Origin of the sequence: Actinoplanes sp. CA-142083 (assembly GCF_050942195.1) — a bacterium.
Taxonomy (GTDB): Bacteria; Actinomycetota; Actinomycetes; order Mycobacteriales; family Micromonosporaceae; genus Actinoplanes.
Genome location: NZ_CP192076.1, coordinates 2,178,106 through 2,200,710 on the forward strand (window position 1 = coordinate 2,178,106; position 22,605 = coordinate 2,200,710).

Consider the following 22,605-nt stretch of genomic DNA (forward strand, 5'->3'; position numbering starts at 1 on the left):
TCCCCGTTCGCTAGCCTCGCCGGGTGACTTCAGACTGGACAACGGTCGATGGCCGCCCCCTCCCCGCCGAGGCCACCGACGGGCTCCCCACCGCGGCAGGCGGCCTCCCCACCACGTCGGCGGGCGGCCTTACCACCGCGTCGGCGGGAGTGCCTTCCGCCGCGTCGGCGGGCGGGCTTCCCACCGCGTCGGCGGGCGATCCTTCCGCTGGGTCGGCGGGCGTGCCTTCCGCCGCGACGGTGGACGGGCTTCCCGGTGCGCTGGTGCGGCTGGCGGAGCGGTGTGTGCGGGCCGATGGCGGGATGCCGCTCGCGGTCGAGCCGTGGTTTCTGCGGCGGCGGTGGGCGGCGGCTGACGGGCAGACCTTCGCGCTTCGTGGCGACGATGGTGAGCTGCTCGCGGCGGGGGCGGTGTGCCCGGCCGGCGACGGGGTGATCGTCACCGGTCTGGTCGATCCGGCGGCGCGCGGGCGTGGGCTGGGCGCCGAGGTCCTCGATCGAGGGCTCGCCCTGGCGCGCAGCGCGGGCTCCAACGGCGGCGGCGCTGAGCGGCCGCGCGTGCCGGTGACGGTCGAGACCGAGTCGCTGACCGCGGAAGGGGCGGCGCTCTTTGCGTCGCGGGGGCTTCGGCAGGCCTTCGCCGAGGACGTCATGCGGATCGAGCTCAAAGAGCCTGGGCCCGCGAACTGGCCGACCGGCGCTGTGGTGACGGAGTGGTCGGAGAAGACGGCCGGGCGATTCCATGCCGTCTATCGGGACTCGTTCAAGGATCGGCCGGGCTTTCCCGATGAGCCGGCGGCGGAGTGGATCGCGGAATACGACGAGGACGATGAGTTCCGGCCGGGATGGTCGGTGCTGGTCACGCTGCCCGAGGTGGGAGACGTCGGTTTCGTGACGGCGGCCCTCGGGTGGATCGTGCAGGTCGGGGTGGCGCCGTCGGCCCGAGGGCGGGGGATCGGCGCGGCTCTCATGCGCGAGTCGCTCGCCCGGATGGCCGCCGACGGCGCCGGCGAGGCCTGGCTCAATGTCAACGTCAACAACCCGGGGGCGGCGGGGCTTTACCGCCGGTTGGGGTTCGCCGATCGAGGGCGGCGCGCCCGCTACACCAACGAACTAGCCTCCTAGGAAACCAAGCACGGGGTGGTGCTGGCCCAACCGGGCCGGCACCACTCAGGCCTTGGCGTCCTGTAATTCGCGTCGGCGATCTCGGCTGGATTTCGCGAGGCTGGCCACGGTGGCCACCCCCAGCGTGCCGATGATGACCAGCAGACTCAGCCAGATCGGGATCTCGGGGGCCCAGTGGACGCCCTCGCCGCCGTTGATGAACGGCAGGCTGTTGGTGTGCAGGGCCTCGAGGAAGAGCTTCACGCCGATGAAGGCGAGGACCGCGGCCAGGCCGTAGTTGAGGAAGACCAGGCGCTCCAGCAGGCCGCCCAGCAGGAAGTACAGCTGGCGCAGGCCCATCAGGGCGAAGACGTTCGCGGTGAAGACCAGGTACGGCTCTTTGGTGATGCCGAAGATCGCGGGGATCGAGTCGAGCGCGAAGAGCAGGTCCGTGGTGCCGATCGCGATCATCACGATCAGCAGCGGGGTGAACAGGCGCTTGCCGGTTGACGACATCGTGGTCAGGCGGCCGTCGCCGAACTGCGACGAGACGGGCAGGGCCCGCTTCGCCCAGCGGATCAGGATGTTCTCCTTGAAGTCGTCCTCGTCGTTCTCGCCCTCTTTCAGCAGCGTGATCGCGGTGTAGACCAGGAACGCGCCGAAGATGTAGAAGACCCACGAGAACTGGGCGATGAGGGCGGCGCCGGCCGCGATGAACAGGCCGCGCATCACCAGGGCCAGGACGATGCCGATCAGCAGCACCTTCTGTTGCAGATGCCGGGGCACGGCGAAGCGGGCCATGATGATGACGAAGACGAAGAGGTTGTCGACGCTCAGCGAGTACTCGGTCAGCCAGCCGGTGTAGAACTCACCGGCGGCCGTGCCGCCGGCGGTGACCCAGACGCCGATGCCGAACAGAACCGCCAGCCCGACGTAGAGCGCGACCCAGCCCCCGGATTCCTTCATCGAAGGTTCGTGCGGTCGCCGGCCGATGATCAGCAGATCGACGGCCAGAACGGCGACGAGGGCGATGAGGGTGACGATCCACACCCAGGCGGACACGATCAACGATGACCTCCGGCAGACACGGTTCGGCGCTGCGCCTGCTCAGGAGTGAGTTAGCACAGCGACGTGCGGCTGTCGGAGGTCTCTTCCGCCGTCCGCTCAAATGCGGGCGACCGCCGGCCCCGGGTCCACCCATCGGGGTGTTCCGTGTTGACGAGACCGGCGCGGGGGAATACTCCCCTCCTACGGCAGCCATTGTGTCTCATGGCGAGACCCAATGGCGAAGCACCCCGGAAAAGCGTGGCGGGGCTCTCGCCCGTAACGCCCGTCCGGCTGTTCATTTCTTACCAGCTTAACGCGTATCGGACACGCGGTCTTCAGCTTGCTCCCAGGTGAAGATGAGTGAGCAAGCTGAAGACCCAAGCGGGTTACTGCTGGTGCTTGCGGCGGGCGGCCTGCCGGCCCCGGGTCTGCTGGTCGAGGATGACCTTGCGGATGCGGACCGCGGAGGGAGTCACCTCGACGCACTCGTCCTCGCGGCAGAACTCGAGGGCCTGCTCGAGCGAGAGCTTGCGCGGGGGGATCAGCTTCTCCGTCTCGTCGGACGTCGACTGCCGCATGTTGGTGAGCTTCTTCTCCTTGGTGATGTTGACGTCCATGTCGTCCTGGCGCGAGTTCTCGCCGACGATCATGCCTTCGTACACCTCGGTGGTGGGCTCGACGAACAGCTGGCCGCGCTCCTGGAGGTTGGTCATGGCGAACGCGGTGACCACGCCGGCGCGGTCGGCCACGAGCGAGCCGTTGCTGCGGGTGCGCAGCTCGCCGAACCAGGGCTCGTAGTCCTCGAACAGGTGGTGCATGATGCCGGTGCCACGGGTCTCGGTGAGGAATTCCGTACGGAATCCGATCAGGCCGCGGGCCGGGACCAGCCACTCCATGCGCAGCCAGCCGGTGCCGTGGTTGGTCAGCTGCTCCATCCGGCCCTTACGGGTCGACAGCAGGGTGGTGATGGCGCCCATGAACTCGTCGGGCGCGTCGATGGTGAGCCGCTCGACCGGCTCGTAGATCTTGCCGTCGACGGTCCGGGTGACCACCTGGGGCTTGCCGACGGTCAGCTCGTAGGACTCGCGGCGCATCTGCTCGACCAGGATGGCCAGGGCGAGCTCGCCGCGGCCCTGCACCTCCCACGCGTCGGGGCGCTCGGTGTTCAGCACGCGCAGCGACACGTTGCCCACCAGCTCGCGGTCGAGGCGGTCCTTGACCATGCGGGCCGTGACCTTGCCGCCCTTGACCTTGCCGACCATCGGCGACGTGTTGGTGCCCAGGACCATCGAGATGGCCGGCTCGTCGACGGTGATCAGCGGCAGCGGCTGCGGGTTCTCGGCGTCGGCCAGGGTCTCGCCGATCATGATCTCGGGGATCCCGGCGATGGCCATGATGTCGCCGGGGCCGGCGCCCTCGGCGGGCTTGCGCTCGAGGCCCTCGGTCATCAGCAGCTCGGAGATGCGGACGTTGGCGATCGTGCCGTCGGTCTTGCACCACGCGACGGTCTGGCCCTTGCGGATCGTGCCCTCACGCACCCGGCACAGCGCCAGCCGGCCGAGGAACGGCGAGGAGTCGAGGTTGACCACGTGGGCCTGCAGCGGCGCGTCCTCGTGGTAGGTCGGCGCCGGGATGGTCTCGAGGATCGTCGTGAACAGCGGCTCGAGGTTCTCGCTGTCCTGCGGGACCGTGCCGTCGGCGGGCTGGGCGAGCGACGCGATGCCGTCGCGGGCGCAGGCGTACACGATCGGGAAGTCGATCTGCGTCTCGTCCGCATCAAGATCGAAGAAGAGGGCGTACGTGTCGTCGACGACCTCCTTGATCCGGGCGTCGGGACGGTCGACCTTGTTGATCACCAGGATGATCGGGAGTTTCGCCTGCAGGGCCTTGCGCAGCACGAAGCGGGTCTGCGGCAGCGGGCCCTCGGACGCGTCGACCAGCAGCACCACGCCGTCGACCATGGTGAGGCCGCGCTCGACCTCGCCGCCGAAGTCGGCGTGGCCGGGGGTGTCGATGATGTTGATGGTGACCGGGGTGCCGTCGACCGGCTGATAGCTGATGGCCGTGTTCTTGGCGAGAATCGTGATGCCCTTTTCCCGCTCCAGGTCCATGGAGTCCATGACGCGGTCGGTCATCTCGCCGCGCGCGTGGGACTGACCGCCCTGTCGGAGCATGGCGTCGACCAGGGTGGTTTTGCCATGGTCGACGTGAGCGATGATGGCGACATTGCGGAGGTCGGTGCGGGTCTGCATACCTTCCATTGTCCCCGGTCTTGGTTGCCGTCAAGGGTCCGGGGTCAATCGACGTGACCTGGTCCGGATCTTGCGCGTTTTGCCCGGATCGTGGGGCAGCGCGGCGTGGCCGGGGCCTGTTAGCGTTCGCGTTCGGCGTCTCACGGGGAGGTTCTACGTCGATGAGTGCTCGTTGGAAACTGCTGGCGGCGGCGGTCGCGCTGGTTGTGGCGGCCGGGTGCGGCCTGACCGGCGGCAAGGACACGGACGCGGCATCGGTCACGGTCAGCGAGCCGAGCCTCGAGCCGACCAGCGAGTCGCCGGAGCCGACCGTGGAGCCGACGACCGAGCCGCCGTCGCCCAAGCCGTCGCCGTCGAAGACCGCTTCCAAGAAGCCCAAGCCGACGAAGACGACGCCGACCGGGCCGGTCAACAACTTCGAGCACGCCGCCTGCTTCAACCTCGAGGGCAAGGCGGTCTCCAAGTCGTCCGCGAAATCGGCGCTGAACGCGGCGGCCGCGAAGCACTACTGGCCGACCAGCGCGCCCACTCTGACGGTGCCCTCCGACGTGGTGCGCGCGGTGGCGTGGAACGAGAGCGGCTGGCAGTCCAACGTCGTGAACTGCGACGGCGGCTTCGGGTTGATGCAGCTGATGCCCGACACGGTCTCCATGATCAATAACCGCTTCGAGCAGTCCTACAACGTCAAGGACTACAAGCAGAACGCGATCCTCGGCGCCAACTACCTTGCCTGGCTGACCAAGTACATCGGCGACAACTACTTCGCCGGCAACTACAGCCTGAGCACGTCGAAATGCGCGTCGACGTCGTCCTGGTGCCTGCTCAACGCGGTCATCGCGGCCTACCACGCCGGGGTCGGCACGGTCGAGCAGGCGGCGTCGAGCAAGAAGCTGCCGAGCACCCAGTACGTGTACGTGGTGCGCTCGCTCATGAAGTCCTGCTTCTGCGACACCTACTGACAGGCCCGGCAAGGCGGCGAGCTACACTTTTGGGAAGACCCGGGGCCTCCGTTTTGACCCGCCGAAAGGCGCGGTAGTAAGGTCCCGGGGTTGTCGTGTGTCGAATGATGCTGGCGAGCTGCGATTTCTCGGCTTGCAGCTCACCCTAAGGAGCCCTACGCAATGCCGCCCAAGAAGAAGACCCATGAGGTAACCCTCGCGCTTGAGGCGGGTAACGCCGCGATGGTCGACCTCGGCAAGATGCTTGGTCCGACCGGGGCCAACATGCGTGCCGTGAAGGTGGAGTACGACGAGGCGACGGCGAAGAACCGTGGCGAGATCATCCCGGTGATCGTGTCGGTCTACGAGGACCGCAGCCACACGCTGGCCTACAAGACCCCGCCGACCAGCTTCCTGATCCGCAAGGCCCTGGGCATCCAGTCCGGCGCGTCGAACCCGTTGACGCAGACCGTGGGCACGCTCAGCGCGCAGCAGATCAAGGAGATCGCGGAGCGCAAGCTCCCCGACCTCAACGCGAACGACCTCGACGCGGCCATCAAGGTCGTCGCCGGCACCGCCCGTTCCATGGGTGTCAAGGTCGCCTGACGCAGGGCTGAAACGAACGCCCCCGGGTTTACCGGGGGCGTTTCGTCATTCCTGGGGAGGTTTGCCGACGATCTCGTCGATCAGGCCGTACGCCACCGCCTCGTCGGCGGACAGCGCGCGGCCCGCGGCCAGGTCGTCCTCGATGCGGCTGCGGGTCTGGCCGGTCACCTCGACCAGGCGCAGCACTACCTCTTCCAACTCGCGCAGGTGCTGACCGGCGGCGCGGGTCACCTCGTCGGCCGTGCCGGTCACGCCGGCCGCGCGAGGCTCGGTCAGCTTGAACCGGGCATGCCGATAGGCCAGGCGCTTGTCGGCGGCGGCCAGCACGGCGACCACCGCCCCGCCGGCCTGCGAGGTCACCAGGGCGTGCACGGGCGCGGTCATCGCGTCGATCACGTCGATCACCGAGAGCGCGGCGCTGAGCTCGCCGCCGTCGCCGGCGATGTGCAGCTGGATCGGGACCGGGCCGGCCGCGTCGAGCGTGAGCAGGGCGGCCGAGATGCCGGATGCGCTCTCGTGGGTGAGCTGGCCGCGCACCATCACGATCCGCTGGTCGAACAGACGCTCCTCTAACCAGCCGGGCAGGCCCGGGCCGGCGCCGGGATGCGGCGGCGGCCACGGCTCGGGTGAGTGGTGCGGGGGCTGCCCCCAGCGCATCGGGTCATGTCGCAGATTCACCGATACCTCCGTCCGTTGGCGCCAGCCTAGCCAGGACACCCGTTCGGCATCGACGGCTTCTGCTGAGGGCAGAGGGGCTGGAACGCGGGCGGGGGCACTGATACGGTCTAGACAGTCTGGACAGAGGTTCAGCGCTTTCGACACGGCAGAGTTTGATGCGAGCGGGATTTGTTCGACTGGGGATTGAGGCATGCGCTGGCAGGTTCAAGAGGCGAAACAGCGCTTCAGCGAGTTGCTCCGGGCCGCGGCGACGGGTAAGCCGCAGATTGTCACCCGGCACGGTGAGGAGATTGCAGTGGTGATGAACATGGCGGAGTACCGCCGTCTCCGGGGAGGCGATGAGCGAATGACTCTGACTGAGTACCTGTTGATGCGACCCGCCGATGGCGAGGGTCTGCCCGACGACTTCGAGATCGAGCGAAGCCGTGAGCCGATGCGCGAGGCCGATCTCTTCGACTGATGGCTGCCTATCTACTCGATACCAACGTGGTATCAGAACCGAGAAAGAGCTCACCCCATCCCGCGGCCATGGCCTGGCTGAAAGAGATAGCCGACGCGAAGGCGGAGACGTTCCTCAGCGTGCTCGTGGTGGGAGAGGTGCGTAAGGGCATCGAGCTACTTCGGCCACGAGACTCACGGCGGGCCGACCTTCTCGACGCGTGGCTGTCCGGCTTGGTAACGGCCTACGCCGATCGGATCCTGCCGGTCACGTTGGCCGTGACCACGGAGTGGGGACGCTCGGTCGCCGCTGTGCAGGTGCCGGCGGTTGACGGCTTGCTGGCGGCGACCGCCAAGGTGCACCGCCTGACCCTGGCCACGCGCAACGTCGCCGACTTCAAGGGGACCGGGGTGCCGGTGGTCAATCCGTTCGAAGGGTGAGACCCGGCCGCCGGGCGACCCGAAAACGCGGCACGCGCCGCGAAGGGGTTGCCCGGCGGGGCGGGGCGTGTTTGCTTGGGGGGAGTGACCAGGGGCACAGGAGGCAAGCATGTCGGAGACGCTGCAACTCGACCCGGCCAAGACCGCGGTCGTCCTGATCGAGTACCAGAACGAGTTCACCACCGACGGCGGCGTGCTGCACGGCGCGGTGGCGCCGGTCATGGAAAAGACCGGGATGCTGGACAAGACGGTGGCTCTGGTCGAGGCGGCCCGGGCCGCGGGCGTGACCATCATGCACGCGCCGATCACCTTCGCCCCCGGCTACGGCGAGCTGTCGCGCCACCCGTACGGAATCTTGAAAGGTGTTGTCGATGGCAATGCCTTCGTGAAGGGCACGTGGGGCGCGGCGATCGTGGACCGGCTGACCCCGGCCGAGGGTGACATCGTCATCGAGGGCAAGCGCGGACTCGACACGTTCGCGAGCACCAATCTCGACTTCATCCTGCGCAGCAAGGGCATCGAGACGGTGATCATCGGCGGCTTCCTGACCAACTGCTGCGTCGAGTCGACGATGCGCAGCGCCTACGAGAACGGCTATCGCGTGATCACGCTGACCGACTGCACGGCGGCCACGTCGCCCGAGGAGCACGACAACGCCATCGCGTACGACTTCCCGATGTTCTCGATCCCGGTGGAGTCCGCCCGCGTGGTGGAGGCTCTCTAGCGGCCTGTTCTACATTGCAGTCATGACCTATATCATCGCCGAGCCCTGCGTCGATGTGCTCGACAAGGCATGTGTCGAGGAATGCCCGGTCGACTGCATCTACGAGGGCAATCGGATGCTCTACATACACCCCGACGAGTGCGTCGACTGCGGGGCGTGCGAGCCGGTCTGCCCGGTCGAGGCGATCTTCTACGAGGACGACGTCCCGGAGCAGTGGAAGGACTACACGAACGCGAACTACGAGTTCTTCGAGGACCTCGGCTCCCCGGGCGGCGCGGCCAAGATCGGCAAGATCGACAAGGACACGCCGTTCGTGGCCGCGCAGCCGCTCGGGGGCGCGTAGCGGTGACGCTATAGCCAGTGGTTGTCGTGCTCGAGGTAGAACGCGGTGCGCTCCTCGTCCGACATCTCCGACAAATGTGCGAGGCCCTCGAAGTAGCCCTCGCGCGGCGCGCCGGGCGAGAAGTGCAGCAGCATCGACGCCGGCTCGCCCGACTCGTTCTTGAAGGCGTGGATGCCGCCGGCCGGGACGTGCACCCAGTCGCCGGGCTCGGTCTCGATCCAGCGGTCGCCGTTGTAGATGCGCATGCTGCCGGACAGGATGTAGAACGACTCGGCGATGGTGTTGTGGAAGTGCGGGTCGGGGCCGGTGACGCCCGGACCGCACTCCCAGCGGTAGATGCCGAACAGCCCACCGGTCGAGGCGCCGGTGGAGAGGTAGTGGATCTTGGTCCCGCTGCTGTAGACGAGTTCGGGCTCGGTGGCGGCGGGACGGTAGACGGCGCTGACCTCGCCCGAGTCCCCGTGATAGAGCGGTGGCGGATACGTCATGGTCACATCTTCCGTGAAGCGGATGAATGGTGCAGTCCCGGCCGGGGTAACCAGGGCAGATGGCAAGTCTGAAGATCGATCCCGACCGCTACCCGCCGCTGGACCCGGGCGCGCCGATCCCGGACGACCCGGGCGAGCTCGAGCCGGACGCGCCGGATCCGCTGCCGCCGGCCCCGATCGAGCCGGAACCCGAACCCTCGGCGCCGGATGGGGTGCCTGAGCCTGCCTGACCTGTTTGTCCGTTGGCGACCGCTGGTGATGATCTCACCGGCGGTCGCTTTTTGTCCGGGCCTCATGCAACCTCGTGGGGCCGGTGAATCGTCAGGGGACCGTGAGAGCGAAGGAGGGCACGTGAAGACAGAGCGAGACGAGCAGTTCCACAGCTTCGTGCTCGGCCACCGCGCCCAACTGGTGCGCACGGCCACGCTGCTGACGGCGGGTGACGGTCACCTGGCCGAGGATCTGGTCCAGTCCACCCTGACCAAGCTCTACGTCGCCTGGCCGTCGTTCCGGAAGGCCGACAACCCGGAGGGCTACCTGCGCCGGACGCTGGTGAACGCGCTGACCGACGAACGCCGTCGGTGGTGGCGCCGCCACGAGCGGACCGTCGCGGAGTTGCCGGACCGGCCCTTGTCGGCGGCCGGGGAGGACGACGATCAGAGTGACGGGTTGCGGGCGGCGCTGCGGGAACTGCCTCCGAAGATGCGGGCCGCGCTGGTGTTCCGCTACTTCTACGACCTCGACGTCGCCGACACCGCCGACGCCCTCGGGTGCACCGAGGGAACGGTGAAGAGCCAGACCGCCCGCGCGCTGGACCGGCTGCGCGGCGTGCTGGGCGAGACCGAGATTCCCCTGACAGGAGTGACCCGATGATGGACCTGCACGACCGATTCGCGCAGATCGCCGCGGCTTCGCCGCCCGCTTCGCCCTCGCCCGAGCAGGCCGATCAGGACGTGGCCCGGGGCCGGAGCGCGCTGCGCCGCCGTCGCGCCGTGCGGGGCGCCGGCGCCTCGGTGTTCGTGGTGGCGGCGCTCGCGGCGGCGGTCGCCTACGGCGCCGGGACCGGAGCGTCCCACGACAAGGCGCCGGTCGTCGCGGCCCCGGCGGTGGTGAGCACCCAGCTGGTCGCCTACCGCGGCGAGCAGCCGAAGGGCTTCACGATCGACAAGGTGCCCGCGGGCTGGGAGGTCCAGGGCGTCAACGCCGCGGCGCTGACCATCGCGCCGATCGGCCTGGCCGACAAGAACCCCGACAGCTTCGTCGACAAGATCGCGATCATGCTGCAGTCGCAGGACGCCACCGACACCCCGACCGGCACCGCGGTCAAGGTCGGCGGCAAGCCCGGCGTGATCAACCAGGGCCTCGGCACCGACCACGGCAAGAACCTGTGGGTCAAGCAGCCCAACGGCATCTGGATGCTCGTGCAGATCTGGGACGCCCGAGGCTGGACCGACGCCGCGATGGTCGAGTTCGGCGCCGGCATCCACGTGCTGCCGGGCGCCGTGCAGGGGCGCGGCTGACGCTTCCCGAGGATCGCCCCCACCGGCCGTTTCGGCGGGTGGGGGCATTTCCGTCTCACGGCGCGAGGCGCCACAGCGCGTCGAGCGGCACGGCCCGAATTTTGTCGCCGAACGGCAGGGTCTGCTGTCCCGTGTAAAGGACGAAGCCGCCGATGAAACGCTTGCCGAGCGCGGCCGCCAGCGCTCGCAGGCCGGTGAGATCCTCCGTGCGGACCGTTGCGCCGGCCTTCACCTCGACGCCGATGACCCGGCCGTCCGGCGTCTCGATCACCGCGTCGACTTCTGTGCCGTCCTTGGTGCGGTAATGGTGGAGCGTCCCGCGCTCCTCGGACCAGGTGAGCTGGCGGGCCAGTTCCATGGCGACGAAGTTCTCCATCATCGGCCCCGCCGCGCCGCCCGGTTCGCCGAGTCGCGCCGCGTCCTGGCCGATCAGATGGGCGGCCACACCGGTGTCGACGAAGGCCAGTTTGGGCGTGCCGACCGCGCGCTGCGTCTGGTTGGAGGACCAGGCCGGGATGGTCTTGATCAGAAATACCGACGCGAGCAGTTCCAGGTAGCGCACGAGCGTCGTGCGCGGGATGCCCGACTGGCCCGACAGCGTGCCGGGCACGAGGAGCTGACCCGCTCGGCCGGCCAGCAGTGCCAGCAGTTTCAGCAGCTCCCCCCGGCGTTCGATGTTCGACAGCTCGAGGACGTCCCGCTCGATCAGCGTCGTGAGGTAGGAGTCGAAGAACGCCGCTCGGCGACGCGGAGTCCGGCGTACCGCCTCGGGAAACCCTCCGATCACGACGCGCTCCAGGTAGTCCTTCCGGCGCCAATCGGAGGAGTGGTCCAGATCAGGGCCGTGGCGGAACGCGGCGTCCACGAACCGGTCGTGGCCACCGTTCATCTCACCCTGGGAAAACGGCCACAGTTCGATGATCTCCATGCGGCCGGGCAGCGCGTCGGGAAGCGCGCGCAGCGCGAGAATGCGTGACGACGCGGTGAGGAGGAACTGTCCGGGGCGCGGATCGAGGTCGACCTTGACTTTGATCGGCCGCAGTAGCTCCGGGACCAGTTGGATCTCGTCGATCACCATGAGCCCGTCGTGATCGACGAACTCGGTGGGTTCGTCCTGCGCCGAACGAAGCGTGGCTGGATCGTCCAGCAGGCGGACGGTGGTTCCCGAGCGGCCTGCGGTCGCCAGGCGGGTGAGAGTGCTCTTTCCCGCCTGGCGCGCGCCATTTACCAGAACGACGCGGGTATCGGCGAGCGCCTCGTTCACCAGTGGCTGTGCATGGCGGGGGAGCAGGTCGGACATGGGTCCAGTGTGCCCCAAAGCCATGGGCAACGGTCATCTGGCCGGAGGACTTGTGGTCATCTGGACGCTCATCAGGTGGTCACCTGGACGCTCGTCGGGTGGTCATCTGGCCGCGACGGTCACCAGCCGCGGGAGCGCCACTCGGCCACACGGGGGCGTTCCGCGCCGAGGGTCGAGTCCTTGCCGTGGCCCGGGTAGAACCAGGTGTCGTCCGGCAGGTTGTCGAACAGCTTGTGCTCGACGTCGTCGATCAGGGAAGCGAAGTTCTCCTTGTTGCCGTGCGTGTTTCCGACGCCGCCGGGGAAGAGGCTGTCGCCGGTCCACAGGTGGCCGTGGCCGTCCGGGTCGCGGTAGAGCAGGGCGATCGAGCCGGGTGTGTGGCCGACCAGGTGGATCACCTCGAGCGCGCAGTCGCCGACCGTGACCGTGTCGCCCTCGGCGAGGGTGGTGGTGACCACCGGGATCTCGGCGGCGTCGTCGGCGTGGGCCAGGGAACGGGCGCCGGTCGCCGAGACCACGTCCTCGAGGGCCTGCCAGTGGTCGCCGTGCCGGTGGGTGGTGACGACCGTGGCCAGGCCGGTCTCGCCGATCAGGGCCAGCAGCGTCTCGTCGTCGTTGGCGGCGTCGATCAGCAGCTGCTCGTCACCGCAGCGCAGCAGGTAGGCGTTGTTGTCCATCGGGCCGACCGAGACCTTCGTGATGGTCAGGTGGCCGAGCGTGCGGACGGCGGGCGCGCCGCCGCGGGTGACGTCTCCGGTGTAGGCCATGGTCACTTCCACCTCGCTGGTGTCGGGAGCTCGCCGTCCGGCGAGACGGTCAGGTCGGCGCCGTCGCCGCGGCCGGCGAGCCAGGCGGCGAGGGACTTGGTGGGGCCGCCCACGACCGGCGCGTCGTCGGCGGCGCCGATGCTGAGCGGGTGGTCGATGCCGAACGGGCGCAGGATCATCGGCGGGAAGTCGTCGCTCGCGGTGCCGGCGATCTCGCGCAGCAGCCGCAGCGCGAACGCGTCCGACCAGTCCGCCGGGGCGTATCCCTGGCCGAGGTCGACGTGGTGCACCTCGACCTCGCGCAGCCGGGCCCACGGCACCCCGGCTGCCGGCATCTTGATGAAGTCGAGCTGGAAGGTCCAGGCCTGGGCGGGCATCGCGGCGCCGGCGTCGGCGAACCGCTCGTGGGCGGCGCGGATGTCCTCGATCTGGTCGCGCAGCGGCCGCCCGGCGCCCTCGGCGATCGCCGCCTCGCGCGCGGCCGGCGAGGCGTAGGCCGGCGTTTCGACGCCGGTGCGGGCCCAGGTCAAGAGATTCGTGTACGCGTCGGCGTTGCGCGCGACGTGGGTCAGCACGTGCCCGACCGTCCATCCGGGCAGCAGCGACGGCGCCGATATGACCGCGGGATCGAGGTCGGCTGCCGTGCGCAGAAGGTTCTCGGTGGCGCGGTCGACGTCAGTGAGCAGAACGAGCGGATCCATCGTCACGGGCTCACCCTAGCGGCACGGAATTCGCTTTCGCTGAAGTAGTCGTGACCGTACCGTCTGTGCCAGACGCGCCGATCCGACCCGCGGAGGAGGTGGGGAACGTGCTTTTCGTGATTTCCGCGTCCCTTCACCCGGAGGGCGACGCCTGACCGCCCGGCCAGGCGCCCTCCCGTCCCGCAAAGGGTTCTCATGTCGCACGACCTGTCCCGCCTCGGCTGGGACGATTCCCTCGCATCCTCGTACCGTCGATTCGACCGTCCCGACGCCGCGCCGGCCCGCGTGCTGCGCGCCGACCGTGGCGTCTGCACCGTGCTCGGCGACGCCGGTGTCACCCGGGCCAGCCTTTCCGGCAGCGTGCTGCTCGGCGCCGCCGGCGACCCGGTCAACCTGCCCTGTGCCGGCGACTGGGTGGTGACCCGCCGCTGGCCCGACCGCCGGGTGACGCTCGAGGCCGTGCTGCCACGGCGGACCGCGCTGATCCGCCGCACCTCCGACAAGGACTCCACCGGCCAGCTGCTGGCCGCCAACATGGACACGGTCGCCGTGGTGGAGCCGATCCACCCCGAGCCCGACGACGCCCGGATCGAGCGGTTGCTCGCCCTGGCCTGGGATTCGGGCGCGAAACCGCTGCTCATTCTCAGCAAATCCGATACCGCGGCCGATCCCGAGGCCATCGCTCGCCAGATCGCGGAGATCGCGCCGGGTGTGCCGGTGGTTCCGGTGAGCGCGCGGGGCACGCCCGGCGTCGAGAGATTGCGCGCGTACGTCGAGGGCGGGCGAACCCTGGCGTTGCTGGGCCGTTCCGGGGCCGGCAAGTCGACGCTGGTGAACGCCCTGGCCGGCGCGGCCGTGATGCCCGTTCAGGCGATCCGCGACGCGGACGGCAAGGGCCGGCACACGACCGCCTACCGCAACCTCGTGCCGCTGGCGGGTGGCGGTGCGGTGCTGGACACCCCGGGCATCCGGGGCGTCGGCCTGCTGGACACCGCCGAGGGCCTCGACCGGGCCTTCGCCGACATCGCCGAGCTGGCCGCGCACTGCCGCTTCGGCGACTGTCATCACGGCGCCGAGCCGGGCTGTGCGGTCTCGGCGGCCCTCGGCAACGGGTCGCTGGCGCCGCGGCGGCTGGCCAGCTGGCGCAAGCTGCGCCACGAGATCGAGATCGAGACGGCCCGCCAGCAGGCTCGGCAGGCGGCGGCTGCGGGGCATCGAAGGCGGCGCGGCTAGAATTCGCCGATGCGTGCGGTGGACGAGGTTGTGCCCGAGCTCGCCCCCGACACGGCGACCGCGATACCCGCGAGACCGCGGAGGCGGGCGGATCTCTGGGCGCTGCTGAGTTACGCGGCGCTCGCCGTGGTGGTCATGGCGCGGCTCTGGCGCGACCCGGCCGGGCGCGTGCTGGCCAGCAACGACGACGACCACGGCTTCTTCCTGTACGTGATGGCGCATGGCGAGCGGGTGCTGTTCCACGGCGACAACCCGTTCTTCGACGGCCGGATGAACGTGCCGGACGGCGTGAACATCATGGCCAACACCACGGTGCTGGCGATCAGCCTGCCGCTCGCGCCGATCACCCACTTCCTCGGCGCCGGCGTGTCGATGGTGCTGGCGCTGACCCTGGGCTTGGCCGGCACCGCGGCCGCCTGGTACTGGGTGCTTTCCCGGCACCTGGTGACGAGCCGGGTCGCGGCCTGGGTCGGAGGGCTCTGGTGCGGTTTCGCGCCGGCCATGGTGTCGCACGCGAACGGGCATGTGAACTTCGTCAGCCAGTTCGTGACGCCGTTCGTCGTCTGGCAGGTGCTACGGCTGCGGGAGCCCGGACGGCTCCTGCGCGGCGGGGTGTCGCTGGGACTGCTGATCGTCCTGCAGGTCTTCATCAACGAGGAGACGCTGCTTTTCACCGCGCTCACGCTGGGCGCCTTCGTCGTGGCGTACGCGGCAATGGCACCCAAACGCGCCCTGGGCGACGCGCGGCACTTCCTTCTGGGCCTCGGCGTCGCGGCCTTGACCGCGCTCGCACTGCTCGCCTACCCGCTGTACTTCCAGTTCCGCGGGCCGGGCTCCTATCAAGGGCAGCCGTTCCTGCCCGACAAGTACGTGACTGATTTCCTCTCGGTGGGCGCGTTCGCCCGGCAGTCGCTCGCCGGCAACGCGGCGCTGGCCCGGCACCTGAGCGTGAGCGCGACCGAGGACAACACGTTCTTCGGCCCGGTGGGGCTGGTGATGATCGTGGTGTCGGTGGTGGTGCTGTGGCGCAACGTCGCGGCCCGCGCCGCCGCGATCGCCGGGCTGGTGCTGCTGGTCGTCTCGATGGGCCCGAAGCTGAAGGTGGCCGGCTACGAGACCGGTATCCCGCTGCCGTTCGGCCTGGTCAGCCACGTGCCGATCATCGATCTCGTGAGCGTGACCCGGTTCGCGATGGTCACCGCCACGATCGCCGGCGTGCTGGTCGCGCTGGCCACCGACAAGATCGGCGGGTTCTCGGAGAGAAAGCGGCGGTGGTTCCGCATCGGCCTGGTGCTCGCGCTGGTGCCGCTCGTGCCGAAGCCGCTGCCGACCGTCGCCGCCGAGCCGCTGCCGGCCTTCCTCACCCAGGGCACCTGGCGGCAGTACGTCGCCGCGGACCGCACCCTGGTCACCGTGCCGCTGCCCGAGGTCACCACCGGGCGCGCCGGCGTTCGCTGGGCCGCGCTCTCGGGGCTGGAGTACAAGTCGCCGCGTGGCTACTTCATGGGGCCGGTCAACCCGCCGGAGGATCGCACCGGCTCGTGGAACGCGCCCCGCCGGTACACCTCCGACCTGCTGTGGGAGGTGCGTGAGTACGGGCTGCGACCGGCGCTCACCGAAAGCGACCGGGCGAAGATCACCGGAGATCTGATCTTCTGGCGGGCCGCGGTCATCGTGCTCATCCCGAACAGCCGTAACGGGGCCGCGCTTCGCGACACCCTGGTCGACATCCTCGGTCAGCCGCAGCTCATCGGCGGGGTCGACGTGTGGGACGTACGCTATTTACCAGTTCCCCCGGCAGGGTGACGTTCGCCTGCCTGAAGTGCGGGAATGTGCGCGATGTGACAGGCGCTGCACCTGGACGGGCCGGTTCCGGCGAAAACTTGTCGTACCCCATGGCTAGAGTGGCCGCGGCTCGTTTCATACACATGTACGGAGAGGCTGGCTGGTGGCCGACCGTTTGATCATTCGAGGCGCGCGCGAGCACAACCTGCGCGACGTCAACCTCGACCTGCCCCGCGACGCGATGATCGTCTTCACTGGGCTGTCCGGCTCGGGCAAGTCCAGCCTCGCGTTCGACACGATCTTCGCGGAGGGTCAGAGGCGCTACGTCGAGTCCCTCTCGTCGTACGCGCGGCAGTTCCTCGGGCAGATGGACAAGCCCGACGTCGACTTCATCGAGGGCCTGTCGCCCGCGGTGTCGATCGACCAGAAGTCGACCTCGCGCAACCCGCGCTCGACGGTCGGCACCATCACCGAGGTCTACGACTACCTGCGCCTGCTCTTCGCCCGCACCGGCATCCCGCACTGCCCGGTCTGCGGCGAGCGGATCAGCAAGCAGACGCCGCAGCAGATCGTCGACCGCGTGCTCGCCATGGACGAGGGCACCCGCTTCATGGTGCTCGCCCCGGTCATCCGCGGCCGCAAGGGTGAGTACGTCGACCTGTTCGCCGAGCTCCAGTCCAAGGGCTACGCCCGGGCCCGGGTCGACGGCGTGGTGCACCCGCTCACCGAGCCGCCGAAGCTGAAGAAGCAGGAGAAGCACACCATCGAGGTGGTGGTCGACCGGCTCAGCGTCAAGGCCGCCAGCAAGCAGCGCCTGACCGACTCGGTCGAGGCCGCGCTCGGCCTGGCCGGCGGCATCGTGCTGCTCGACTTCGTCGACCTGCCGGAAGACGACCCCGCTCGCGAGCGCCGCTTCTCCGAGCACCTGGCCTGCCCCAACGACCACCCCCTGGCGATCGAGGACCTCGAGCCCCGGGTCTTCTCCTTCAACGCGCCCTACGGCGCCTGCCCCGAGTGCACCGGCCTCGGCACCAAGAAGGAGGTCGACCCCGAGCTGATCATCCCGGACGTGGAGCGCAGCGTCCGCGAGGGCGCGATCCAGCCGTGGTCCGGCGGCACGACGATGGAGTACTTCCTGCGCCTGCTCGAGGCCCTGGCCGAGGCCGAGAAGTTCTCGGTCGACACCCCGTGGCGGGCACTGCCCGCCCGTGCGCAGAAGACGATCCTGTACGGGTCGGAGGACCAGGTCCACGTCCGCTACCGCAACAAGTACGGCCGTGAGCGCTCCTACTACACCGGCTTCGAGGGCGTGGTGCAGTGGATCGAGCGCCGCCACAACGACACCGAGAGCGACTGGTCGCGCGACAAGTACGAGGGCTACATGCGGGACGTGCCGTGCCCGGTCTGCGGCGGCACCCGGCTCAAGCCCGAGGTGCTGGCGGTGACCATCGCCGGCAAGAGCATCGCCGAGGTCTGCAACCTGTCGGTGGGGGAGTGCGCCGACCTGCTGTCGACGATCGAGCTCGACGACCGGCAGAAGATGATCGCCGAGCGGGTGCTCAAGGAGATCAACGCCCGGCTGCGCTTCCTGGTCGACGTCGGCCTCGACTACCTGTCGCTCGACCGCGGCGCCGGCACGCTCTCCGGCGGCGAGGCGCAGCGCATCCGGCTGGCCACGCAGATCGGCTCCGGCCTGGTCGGCGTGCTGTACGTGCTGGACGAGCCGTCGATCGGCCTGCACCAGCGCGACAACCACCGGCTGATCGAGACCCTGGTACGGCTGAAGAACCTGGGCAACACGCTGATCGTGGTCGAGCACGACGAGGACACGATCCGTACGGCGGACTGGATCGTCGACATCGGCCCGGGCGCCGGTGAGCACGGCGGCCACATCGTGCACAGCGGCTCGGTCGAGGGCCTGCTGAAGAACCAGAAGTCCCCGACCGGCGCCTACCTCTCCGGCCGCAAGTCGATCCCGACCCCGCAGACGCGCCGCCCGCAGACCAAGGGCCGCGAGCTGACCGTCGAGGGCGCCCGCGAGCACAACCTGCGCGGGCTCACTGTCGAGTTCCCGCTCGGGCAGTTCATCGCGGTCACCGGGGTCAGCGGCTCCGGCAAGTCCACGCTGGTCAACGACATCCTCTACACGGTGCTGGCCAACCAGGTGAACGGCGCCCGCATGGTGCCCGGCCGGCACACCCGGGTCTCCGGCCTCGAGCACGTCGACAAGGTGGTCGGGGTCGACCAGTCGCCGATCGGGCGCACCCCGCGGTCCAACCCCGCGACGTACACGGGCGTGTTCGACAACATCCGCAAGCTGTTCGCCGAGACCACCGAGGCCAAGGTCCGGGGGTACGGCCCGGGGCGGTTCTCGTTCAACGTCAAGGGCGGCCGCTGCGAGAACTGCGCCGGCGACGGCACCATCAAGATCGAGATGAACTTCCTGCCCGACGTCTACGTCCCGTGCGAGGTCTGCAAGGGCGCCCGGTACAACCGGGAGACGCTCGAGGTGCACTACAAGGGCAAGACGATCTCCGAGGTGCTGGAGATGCCGATCGAGGAGGCGTCGCACTTCTTCGAGCCGATCCCGGCGATCCACCGCCACCTCAAGACGCTGGTCGACGTGGGCCTCGGCTACGTCCGGCTCGGCCAGCCGGCGCCGACCCTCTCCGGCGGCGAGGCGCAGCGCGTCAAGCTGGCGTCCGAGCTGCAGAAGAGGTCGACCGGCCGCACGGTCTACGTGCTCGACGAGCCGACCACCGGCCTGCACTTCGAGGACATCCGCAAGCTGCTGATGGTGCTCAACGGCCTGGTCGACAAGGGCAACACCGTGATCACCATCGAGCACAACCTCGACGTGATCAAGACGGCCGACTGGATCATCGACATGGGTCCCGAGGGCGGCTACAAGGGCGGGCTCGTGCTCGCCACCGGCCGGCCCGAGGAGATCGCCGAGGTCGCCGAGAGCCACACCGGCTCGTTCCTGCGGCACTCGCTGGGCCTGGAGGGCAAGGCGTCCGGCGCGTCCGCCGCGACCGCCCGCGCGGCCAAGGCGAACGGGACGACGCCGGCGAAACAGCGCTCGACGCGGTCGCGCGCGAAGGCTACGGTCTGATATCCCAGCAGAGTCACAGGTGACTCATAGCTACGGCACCTGGTCAAGATCTTAATCTCGACCAGGTGCCGCGCTGTGCGTAAACAACAGACAAAGGCGCCGGGCAAAGAGGCCTAAAAACGGGGTAATCGCCGCTGTGGCGGCGGACAATTTCGCGGAATCCGTGAACCGGCCTCGCTGCGACCGCGTACATAACTGCGACGCCGCGTGACCACTCGCGCGGACCATGCACTGGAGGGCAACCGATGACAGACGTGCAGACGACGACCGAGACCGAGCAGACCGCGGTCACCGCCGCCGAGGAGCCGGGCCGCTCGGGCACGGGTTCGCCGCGCCGGCTCGTCCTGCTCGGCGCCGGCGCGGTCGGGGCCACGGCAGTCCTGGCCGCCTGTGGCACGAACAGCAACAGCACCAACACCAACGGCACCGGCTTCACCAACAACCCGGCGCCCGCTGGCAGCGGTGAGGCGAACAACAACGGCGGCGGCTCGAACGACTCGGGCGGCGGCTCGACCGGTGGCAGCGCGCTCGCCACCACCGCCGACATCCCCCAGGGCGGCGGCATCATCACGGCCGACTTCGTGATCACCCAGCCCACGGCCGGCACCTACAAGGCGTTCAGCAAGGTGTGCACCCACGCCGGCTGCGACGTCAGCAAGGTGGACGGCGGCGTCATCACCTGCCCGTGCCACGGCAGCAAGTTCTCCATCGAGACCGGCGAGCCGACGACGGGCCCGGCCACCAAGGCGCTGACCGAGACCAAGGTCAAGGTGGATGGCGAGAACATCGTCAAGGCGTAAAGGCAGTGCGGGGCCGGAGGTCCGAGGCGGTGGCGGCCGCGACGGACCTCCGGTCGGACAATCATGTCAGTCCCCCGCACTAGTGTTGACCCCGTGCCAGACCCGTCCACGTACCGCCCGGCGCCAGGGACCATTCCGGAGTCACCCGGCGTCTACCGCTTTCGCGACCCGGCCGGCCGCGTCATCTACGTCGGCAAGGCCAAGAACCTGCGGAATCGCCTGAATTCCTACTTCGCGGACACCTGGTCGCTGCACGCCCGCACCCAGCAGATGGTGACCACGGCCGGCGGTGTGGACTGGGTCACGGTCGGCACCGAGGTCGAGGCGCTGCAGCTCGAGTTCTCCTGGATCAAGGAATTCGACCCGCGCTTCAACGTGAAGTACCGCGACGACAAGTCGTACCCGTTCCTTGCGGTCACCCTCAACGAGGAATACCCGCGCCTGCAGGTGATGCGCGGCGCCAAGCGCAAGGGCGTGCGCTACTTCGGTCCGTATTCACACGCCTGGGCCATCCGCGAGACCCTCGACCTGCTGCTGCGGGTCTTCCCCGCGCGCACCTGCTCGTCCGGCGTCTTCAAGCGGGCCGGCCAGATCGGCCGCCCCTGCCTGCTGGGATACATCGGCAAGTGCTCGGCGCCGTGCGTCGGGCAGGTCAGCGCCGAGGAGCACCGGGCGATCGTCGACGACTTCTGCGACTTCATGGCCGGCCGCACCGACACGTTCGTCAAGCGGCTCGAGCGCGACATGATGCAGGCCTCCGAGGAGCTCGAGTTCGAGCGGGCGGCGCGGCTGCGCGACGACATCGCCGCGCTGCGCCGGGCGATGGAAAAGCAGACGGTGGTGCTGGGCGACGGCACCGACGCCGACGTCGTCGCTTTCGCCGAGGATCCGCTCGAGGCCGCGGTCCAGGTCTTTCACGTACGGGACGGGCGCGTGCGCGGTCAGCGGGGCTGGGTAGTGGAAAAGGTGGAGGACCTGACCACCGGCGACCTCGTGCACCACTTCTGCTCCCAGATGTACGGCGGCGAGCAGGGCGAGGGCGACGTGCCCCGCGAGCTGCTCGTGCCGGCCCTGCCCGACGACGCGGACGCGCTGGCCGACTGGCTCTCCCAGCACCGGGGCAGCCGCGTGCAGCTGCGGGTCCCGCACCGCGGCGACAAGCGGGCACTGCTCGAGACGGTGGCGCGCAACGCGGGGGAGTCGTTGCAGCGGCACAAGCTGCGCCGGGCCGGCGACCTGACCACCCGCAGCAAGGCGCTCGACGAGATCGCCGAGGCGCTCGGGATGGAGACGTCGCCGCTGCGCATCGAGTGCTTCGACGTGTCGCAGATCCAGGGGACCGACGTGGTGGCGTCCATGGTGGTCTTCGAGGACGGGCTGGCCCGCAAGAGCGAGTACAGGCGGTTCGCCGTGCGGGGCAACGCGGACGGCAGCGGCATGGACGACCTGTCGGCGATGAGCGAGGTGATGCGGCGCCGGTTCGCGCGGTACAAGGCGCAGGCCGGCCCGGCGTCGAATGCCGGGTCGCCCGAGCCGGAGGACGAGGTGTTGCCGGCCACCGAGACCGTGCCCGACGAGATCGAGGCCGCTCCGGATGAGGTCGAGGCCGTTTCCGACGGGATCGCCACCAACGACCTTCCGGGTATCGATCCGCTGACCGGGCGGCCGCGCCGCTTCGCGTACCCGCCGCAACTGGTCGTGGTGGACGGTGGGCAGCCGCAGGTCAACGCCGTCGCCGCGGTGCTGTCCGACCTCGGCATCACCGATGTGGCGTTGTGCGGCCTGGCCAAGCGCCTCGAGGAGGTGTGGCTGCCCGGTGAGGACTTCCCGGTGATCCTGCCGCGCACGTCCGAGGCGCTCTACCTGTTGCAGCGGGTCCGCGACGAGGCGCACCGGTTCGCGATCACCTTCCACCGGCAGCGCCGCTCCAAGCGGATGACCGCCTCGGCCCTCGACAACGTGCCCGGCCTCGGCGAGACCCGGCGCAAGGCGCTGCTGCGTCACTTCGGCTCGCTCAAGCGCCTGTCCGCCGCCACCGCGGAAGAGATCGCCGAGGTGCCCGGCATCGGCAAGCGGACGGCCGAGACCGTGCTGGCGGTCCTGAACCCCGCCTCGGGCGACCCGGCATCCGCCTCGGGCGAGATCCCGTCGGATGGCTCGGGTGTGATTCCGCCGGGTGGGGCGGGCCGCAGTCGCAGCCGATCCGGCGCCACCCGGGCCGGCATGGGTACCGCGCTGCCCCCGCCGGCGCCGGTCGAGGAGGCCGGGAAGGGGCTCAACCCGGCGGCAAGTGGGGCCGATCAGAGTGAATAGCATGGTGTGTCCG

Annotated in this window: 22 protein-coding genes; 15 read left to right on the forward strand and 7 right to left on the reverse strand. The window is 69.3% G+C overall.

Annotated features, from left to right (window positions below):
* Window positions 1-23: 23 nt before the first annotated feature.
* Window positions 24-1,124 carry a GNAT family N-acetyltransferase gene (locus ACQPZX_RS10390; protein ID WP_433377728.1) on the forward strand — a complete coding sequence of 367 codons (1,101 nt, stop codon included), beginning with the start codon at window positions 24-26 and terminating at the stop codon, window positions 1,122-1,124.
* A 45-nt stretch (window positions 1,125-1,169) separates the two neighbouring features.
* On the opposite strand, the gene ACQPZX_RS10395 is transcribed toward ACQPZX_RS10390, so the two are convergent.
* Both ACQPZX_RS10395 and typA read right to left on the reverse strand, forming a co-directional pair.
* Window positions 1,170-2,165: a TerC family protein gene (locus ACQPZX_RS10395; protein ID WP_433377731.1), complete on the reverse strand. Its 996-nt coding sequence runs from the start codon at window positions 2,163-2,165 to the stop codon at window positions 1,170-1,172.
* A 371-nt stretch (window positions 2,166-2,536) separates the two neighbouring features.
* Window positions 2,537-4,402 (reverse strand): translational GTPase TypA, encoded by a 1,866-nt coding sequence (gene typA, locus ACQPZX_RS10400; protein WP_433377734.1) that lies wholly within the window; start codon window positions 4,400-4,402, stop codon window positions 2,537-2,539.
* Between the two features lie 161 nt (window positions 4,403-4,563).
* On the opposite strand from typA, the gene ACQPZX_RS10405 reads away from it, so the two are divergent.
* Window positions 4,564-5,361, forward strand: a complete 798-nt coding sequence (locus ACQPZX_RS10405; protein WP_433377737.1) for a lytic transglycosylase domain-containing protein — start codon at window positions 4,564-4,566, stop codon at window positions 5,359-5,361.
* 162 nt (window positions 5,362-5,523) lie between these two features.
* Window positions 5,524-5,946, forward strand: coding sequence for an uL11 family ribosomal protein (locus ACQPZX_RS10410; protein ID WP_263022486.1), 423 nt, complete (start codon window positions 5,524-5,526; stop codon window positions 5,944-5,946).
* A gap of 45 nt (window positions 5,947-5,991) precedes the next feature.
* On the opposite strand, the gene ACQPZX_RS10415 is transcribed toward ACQPZX_RS10410, so the two are convergent.
* Window positions 5,992-6,624, reverse strand: coding sequence for an ATP-dependent Clp protease proteolytic subunit (locus tag ACQPZX_RS10415; RefSeq protein WP_433377740.1), 633 nt, complete (start codon window positions 6,622-6,624; stop codon window positions 5,992-5,994).
* Between the two features lie 190 nt (window positions 6,625-6,814).
* On the opposite strand from ACQPZX_RS10415, the gene ACQPZX_RS10420 reads away from it, so the two are divergent.
* The 4 genes from ACQPZX_RS10420 (at window position 6,815) to fdxA (ending at window position 8,570) form a co-directional block, all read left to right on the forward strand.
* Window positions 6,815-7,084, forward strand: a complete 270-nt coding sequence (locus ACQPZX_RS10420; RefSeq protein ID WP_433377743.1) for a type II toxin-antitoxin system Phd/YefM family antitoxin — start codon at window positions 6,815-6,817, stop codon at window positions 7,082-7,084.
* Between the two features lie 68 nt (window positions 7,085-7,152).
* Window positions 7,153-7,503 (forward strand): type II toxin-antitoxin system VapC family toxin, encoded by a 351-nt coding sequence (locus tag ACQPZX_RS10425; RefSeq protein WP_433377746.1) that lies wholly within the window; start codon window positions 7,153-7,155, stop codon window positions 7,501-7,503.
* A gap of 109 nt (window positions 7,504-7,612) precedes the next feature.
* Complete coding sequence (locus tag ACQPZX_RS10430) at window positions 7,613-8,227, forward strand: cysteine hydrolase (RefSeq protein ID WP_433377749.1); 615 nt, start codon at window positions 7,613-7,615, stop codon at window positions 8,225-8,227.
* 22 nt (window positions 8,228-8,249) lie between these two features.
* Entirely contained in the window at window positions 8,250-8,570 is a 321-nt protein-coding gene (gene fdxA / locus ACQPZX_RS10435) for a ferredoxin (protein WP_433377752.1), read from the forward strand.
* An 8-nt stretch (window positions 8,571-8,578) separates the two neighbouring features.
* Here the strand turns inward: fdxA and ACQPZX_RS10440 are convergent, their stop codons facing one another.
* A complete protein-coding gene (locus ACQPZX_RS10440; RefSeq protein WP_433377755.1) occupies window positions 8,579-9,058 on the reverse strand; it encodes a cupin domain-containing protein in 480 nt (159 codons plus the stop codon).
* 59 nt (window positions 9,059-9,117) lie between these two features.
* On the opposite strand from ACQPZX_RS10440, the gene ACQPZX_RS10445 reads away from it, so the two are divergent.
* The 3 genes from ACQPZX_RS10445 to ACQPZX_RS10455 all read left to right on the forward strand — a co-directional run bounded on the left by ACQPZX_RS10445 (window position 9,118) and on the right by ACQPZX_RS10455 (window position 10,578).
* Window positions 9,118-9,288, forward strand: a complete 171-nt coding sequence (locus tag ACQPZX_RS10445; protein WP_433377758.1) for a hypothetical protein — start codon at window positions 9,118-9,120, stop codon at window positions 9,286-9,288.
* Between the two features lie 121 nt (window positions 9,289-9,409).
* The gene (locus ACQPZX_RS10450) at window positions 9,410-9,931 is read left to right on the forward strand and encodes a SigE family RNA polymerase sigma factor (RefSeq protein ID WP_433377761.1); all 522 of its coding nucleotides are present in this window, start codon (window positions 9,410-9,412) and stop codon (window positions 9,929-9,931) included.
* On the forward strand, window positions 9,928-10,578 hold the full coding sequence (locus tag ACQPZX_RS10455; RefSeq protein WP_433377764.1) for a hypothetical protein: 651 nt from the start codon (window positions 9,928-9,930) through the stop codon (window positions 10,576-10,578). The genes ACQPZX_RS10450 and ACQPZX_RS10455 overlap by 4 nt, the downstream gene beginning before the upstream one ends.
* 55 nt (window positions 10,579-10,633) lie before the next feature.
* Here ACQPZX_RS10455 and ACQPZX_RS10460 read toward each other — a convergent pair whose 3' ends face one another.
* From ACQPZX_RS10460 to ACQPZX_RS10470, 3 genes are all read right to left on the reverse strand, one after another.
* Window positions 10,634-11,878, reverse strand: a complete 1,245-nt coding sequence (locus ACQPZX_RS10460; RefSeq protein WP_433377767.1) for an ATP-binding protein — start codon at window positions 11,876-11,878, stop codon at window positions 10,634-10,636.
* Window positions 11,879-11,997: 119 nt separating this feature from the next.
* The gene (locus tag ACQPZX_RS10465) at window positions 11,998-12,645 is read right to left on the reverse strand and encodes an MBL fold metallo-hydrolase (RefSeq protein ID WP_433377770.1); all 648 of its coding nucleotides are present in this window, start codon (window positions 12,643-12,645) and stop codon (window positions 11,998-12,000) included.
* A 2-nt stretch (window positions 12,646-12,647) separates the two neighbouring features.
* A complete protein-coding gene (locus tag ACQPZX_RS10470) occupies window positions 12,648-13,352 on the reverse strand; it encodes a maleylpyruvate isomerase family mycothiol-dependent enzyme (protein WP_433377773.1) in 705 nt (234 codons plus the stop codon).
* 189 nt (window positions 13,353-13,541) lie between these two features.
* Here ACQPZX_RS10470 and rsgA point away from each other — a divergent pair, with 189 nt between their 5' ends.
* The 5 genes from rsgA (at window position 13,542) to uvrC (ending at window position 22,592) form a co-directional block, all read left to right on the forward strand.
* A complete protein-coding gene (gene rsgA, locus ACQPZX_RS10475; protein WP_433377776.1) occupies window positions 13,542-14,579 on the forward strand; it encodes a ribosome small subunit-dependent GTPase A in 1,038 nt (345 codons plus the stop codon).
* 9 nt (window positions 14,580-14,588) lie between these two features.
* Window positions 14,589-16,385 carry a hypothetical protein gene (locus ACQPZX_RS10480; protein WP_433377779.1) on the forward strand — a complete coding sequence of 599 codons (1,797 nt, stop codon included), beginning with the start codon at window positions 14,589-14,591 and terminating at the stop codon, window positions 16,383-16,385.
* A gap of 142 nt (window positions 16,386-16,527) precedes the next feature.
* Window positions 16,528-19,479 carry an excinuclease ABC subunit UvrA gene (gene uvrA / locus ACQPZX_RS10485; protein WP_433377781.1) on the forward strand — a complete coding sequence of 984 codons (2,952 nt, stop codon included), beginning with the start codon at window positions 16,528-16,530 and terminating at the stop codon, window positions 19,477-19,479.
* A 245-nt stretch (window positions 19,480-19,724) separates the two neighbouring features.
* Window positions 19,725-20,279: a Rieske (2Fe-2S) protein gene (locus ACQPZX_RS10490; protein ID WP_433377784.1), complete on the forward strand. Its 555-nt coding sequence runs from the start codon at window positions 19,725-19,727 to the stop codon at window positions 20,277-20,279.
* 93 nt (window positions 20,280-20,372) lie between these two features.
* Entirely contained in the window at window positions 20,373-22,592 is a 2,220-nt protein-coding gene (uvrC, locus tag ACQPZX_RS10495) for an excinuclease ABC subunit UvrC (RefSeq protein ID WP_433377787.1), read from the forward strand.
* Window positions 22,593-22,605: the final 13 nt, after the last annotated feature.

What these genes read in the sequence shown, in the direction of transcription:
- ACQPZX_RS10440 (WP_433377755.1), bottom strand. Translation starts at nt 9,058, where the DNA reads ATGACGTATCCGCCACCGCTCTATCACGGGGACTCGGGCGAGGTCAGC.
- typA (WP_433377734.1), bottom strand. Translation starts at nt 4,402, where the DNA reads ATGCAGACCCGCACCGACCTCCGCAATGTCGCCATCATCGCTCACGTC.
- ACQPZX_RS10425 (WP_433377746.1), top strand. Translation starts at nt 7,153, where the DNA reads ATGGCCTGGCTGAAAGAGATAGCCGACGCGAAGGCGGAGACGTTCCTC.
- ACQPZX_RS10455 (WP_433377764.1), top strand. Translation starts at nt 9,928, where the DNA reads ATGATGGACCTGCACGACCGATTCGCGCAGATCGCCGCGGCTTCGCCG.
- fdxA (WP_433377752.1), top strand. Translation starts at nt 8,250, where the DNA reads ATGACCTATATCATCGCCGAGCCCTGCGTCGATGTGCTCGACAAGGCA.
- ACQPZX_RS10460 (WP_433377767.1), bottom strand. Translation starts at nt 11,878, where the DNA reads ATGTCCGACCTGCTCCCCCGCCATGCACAGCCACTGGTGAACGAGGCG.
- ACQPZX_RS10430 (WP_433377749.1), top strand. Translation starts at nt 7,613, where the DNA reads ATGTCGGAGACGCTGCAACTCGACCCGGCCAAGACCGCGGTCGTCCTG.
- ACQPZX_RS10445 (WP_433377758.1), top strand. Translation starts at nt 9,118, where the DNA reads ATGGCAAGTCTGAAGATCGATCCCGACCGCTACCCGCCGCTGGACCCG.
- ACQPZX_RS10480 (WP_433377779.1), top strand. Translation starts at nt 14,589, where the DNA reads ATGCGTGCGGTGGACGAGGTTGTGCCCGAGCTCGCCCCCGACACGGCG.
- ACQPZX_RS10490 (WP_433377784.1), top strand. Translation starts at nt 19,725, where the DNA reads ATGACAGACGTGCAGACGACGACCGAGACCGAGCAGACCGCGGTCACC.
- rsgA (WP_433377776.1), top strand. Translation starts at nt 13,542, where the DNA reads ATGTCGCACGACCTGTCCCGCCTCGGCTGGGACGATTCCCTCGCATCC.
- ACQPZX_RS10420 (WP_433377743.1), top strand. Translation starts at nt 6,815, where the DNA reads ATGCGCTGGCAGGTTCAAGAGGCGAAACAGCGCTTCAGCGAGTTGCTC.
- ACQPZX_RS10465 (WP_433377770.1), bottom strand. Translation starts at nt 12,645, where the DNA reads ATGGCCTACACCGGAGACGTCACCCGCGGCGGCGCGCCCGCCGTCCGC.
- ACQPZX_RS10405 (WP_433377737.1), top strand. Translation starts at nt 4,564, where the DNA reads ATGAGTGCTCGTTGGAAACTGCTGGCGGCGGCGGTCGCGCTGGTTGTG.
- ACQPZX_RS10410 (WP_263022486.1), top strand. Translation starts at nt 5,524, where the DNA reads ATGCCGCCCAAGAAGAAGACCCATGAGGTAACCCTCGCGCTTGAGGCG.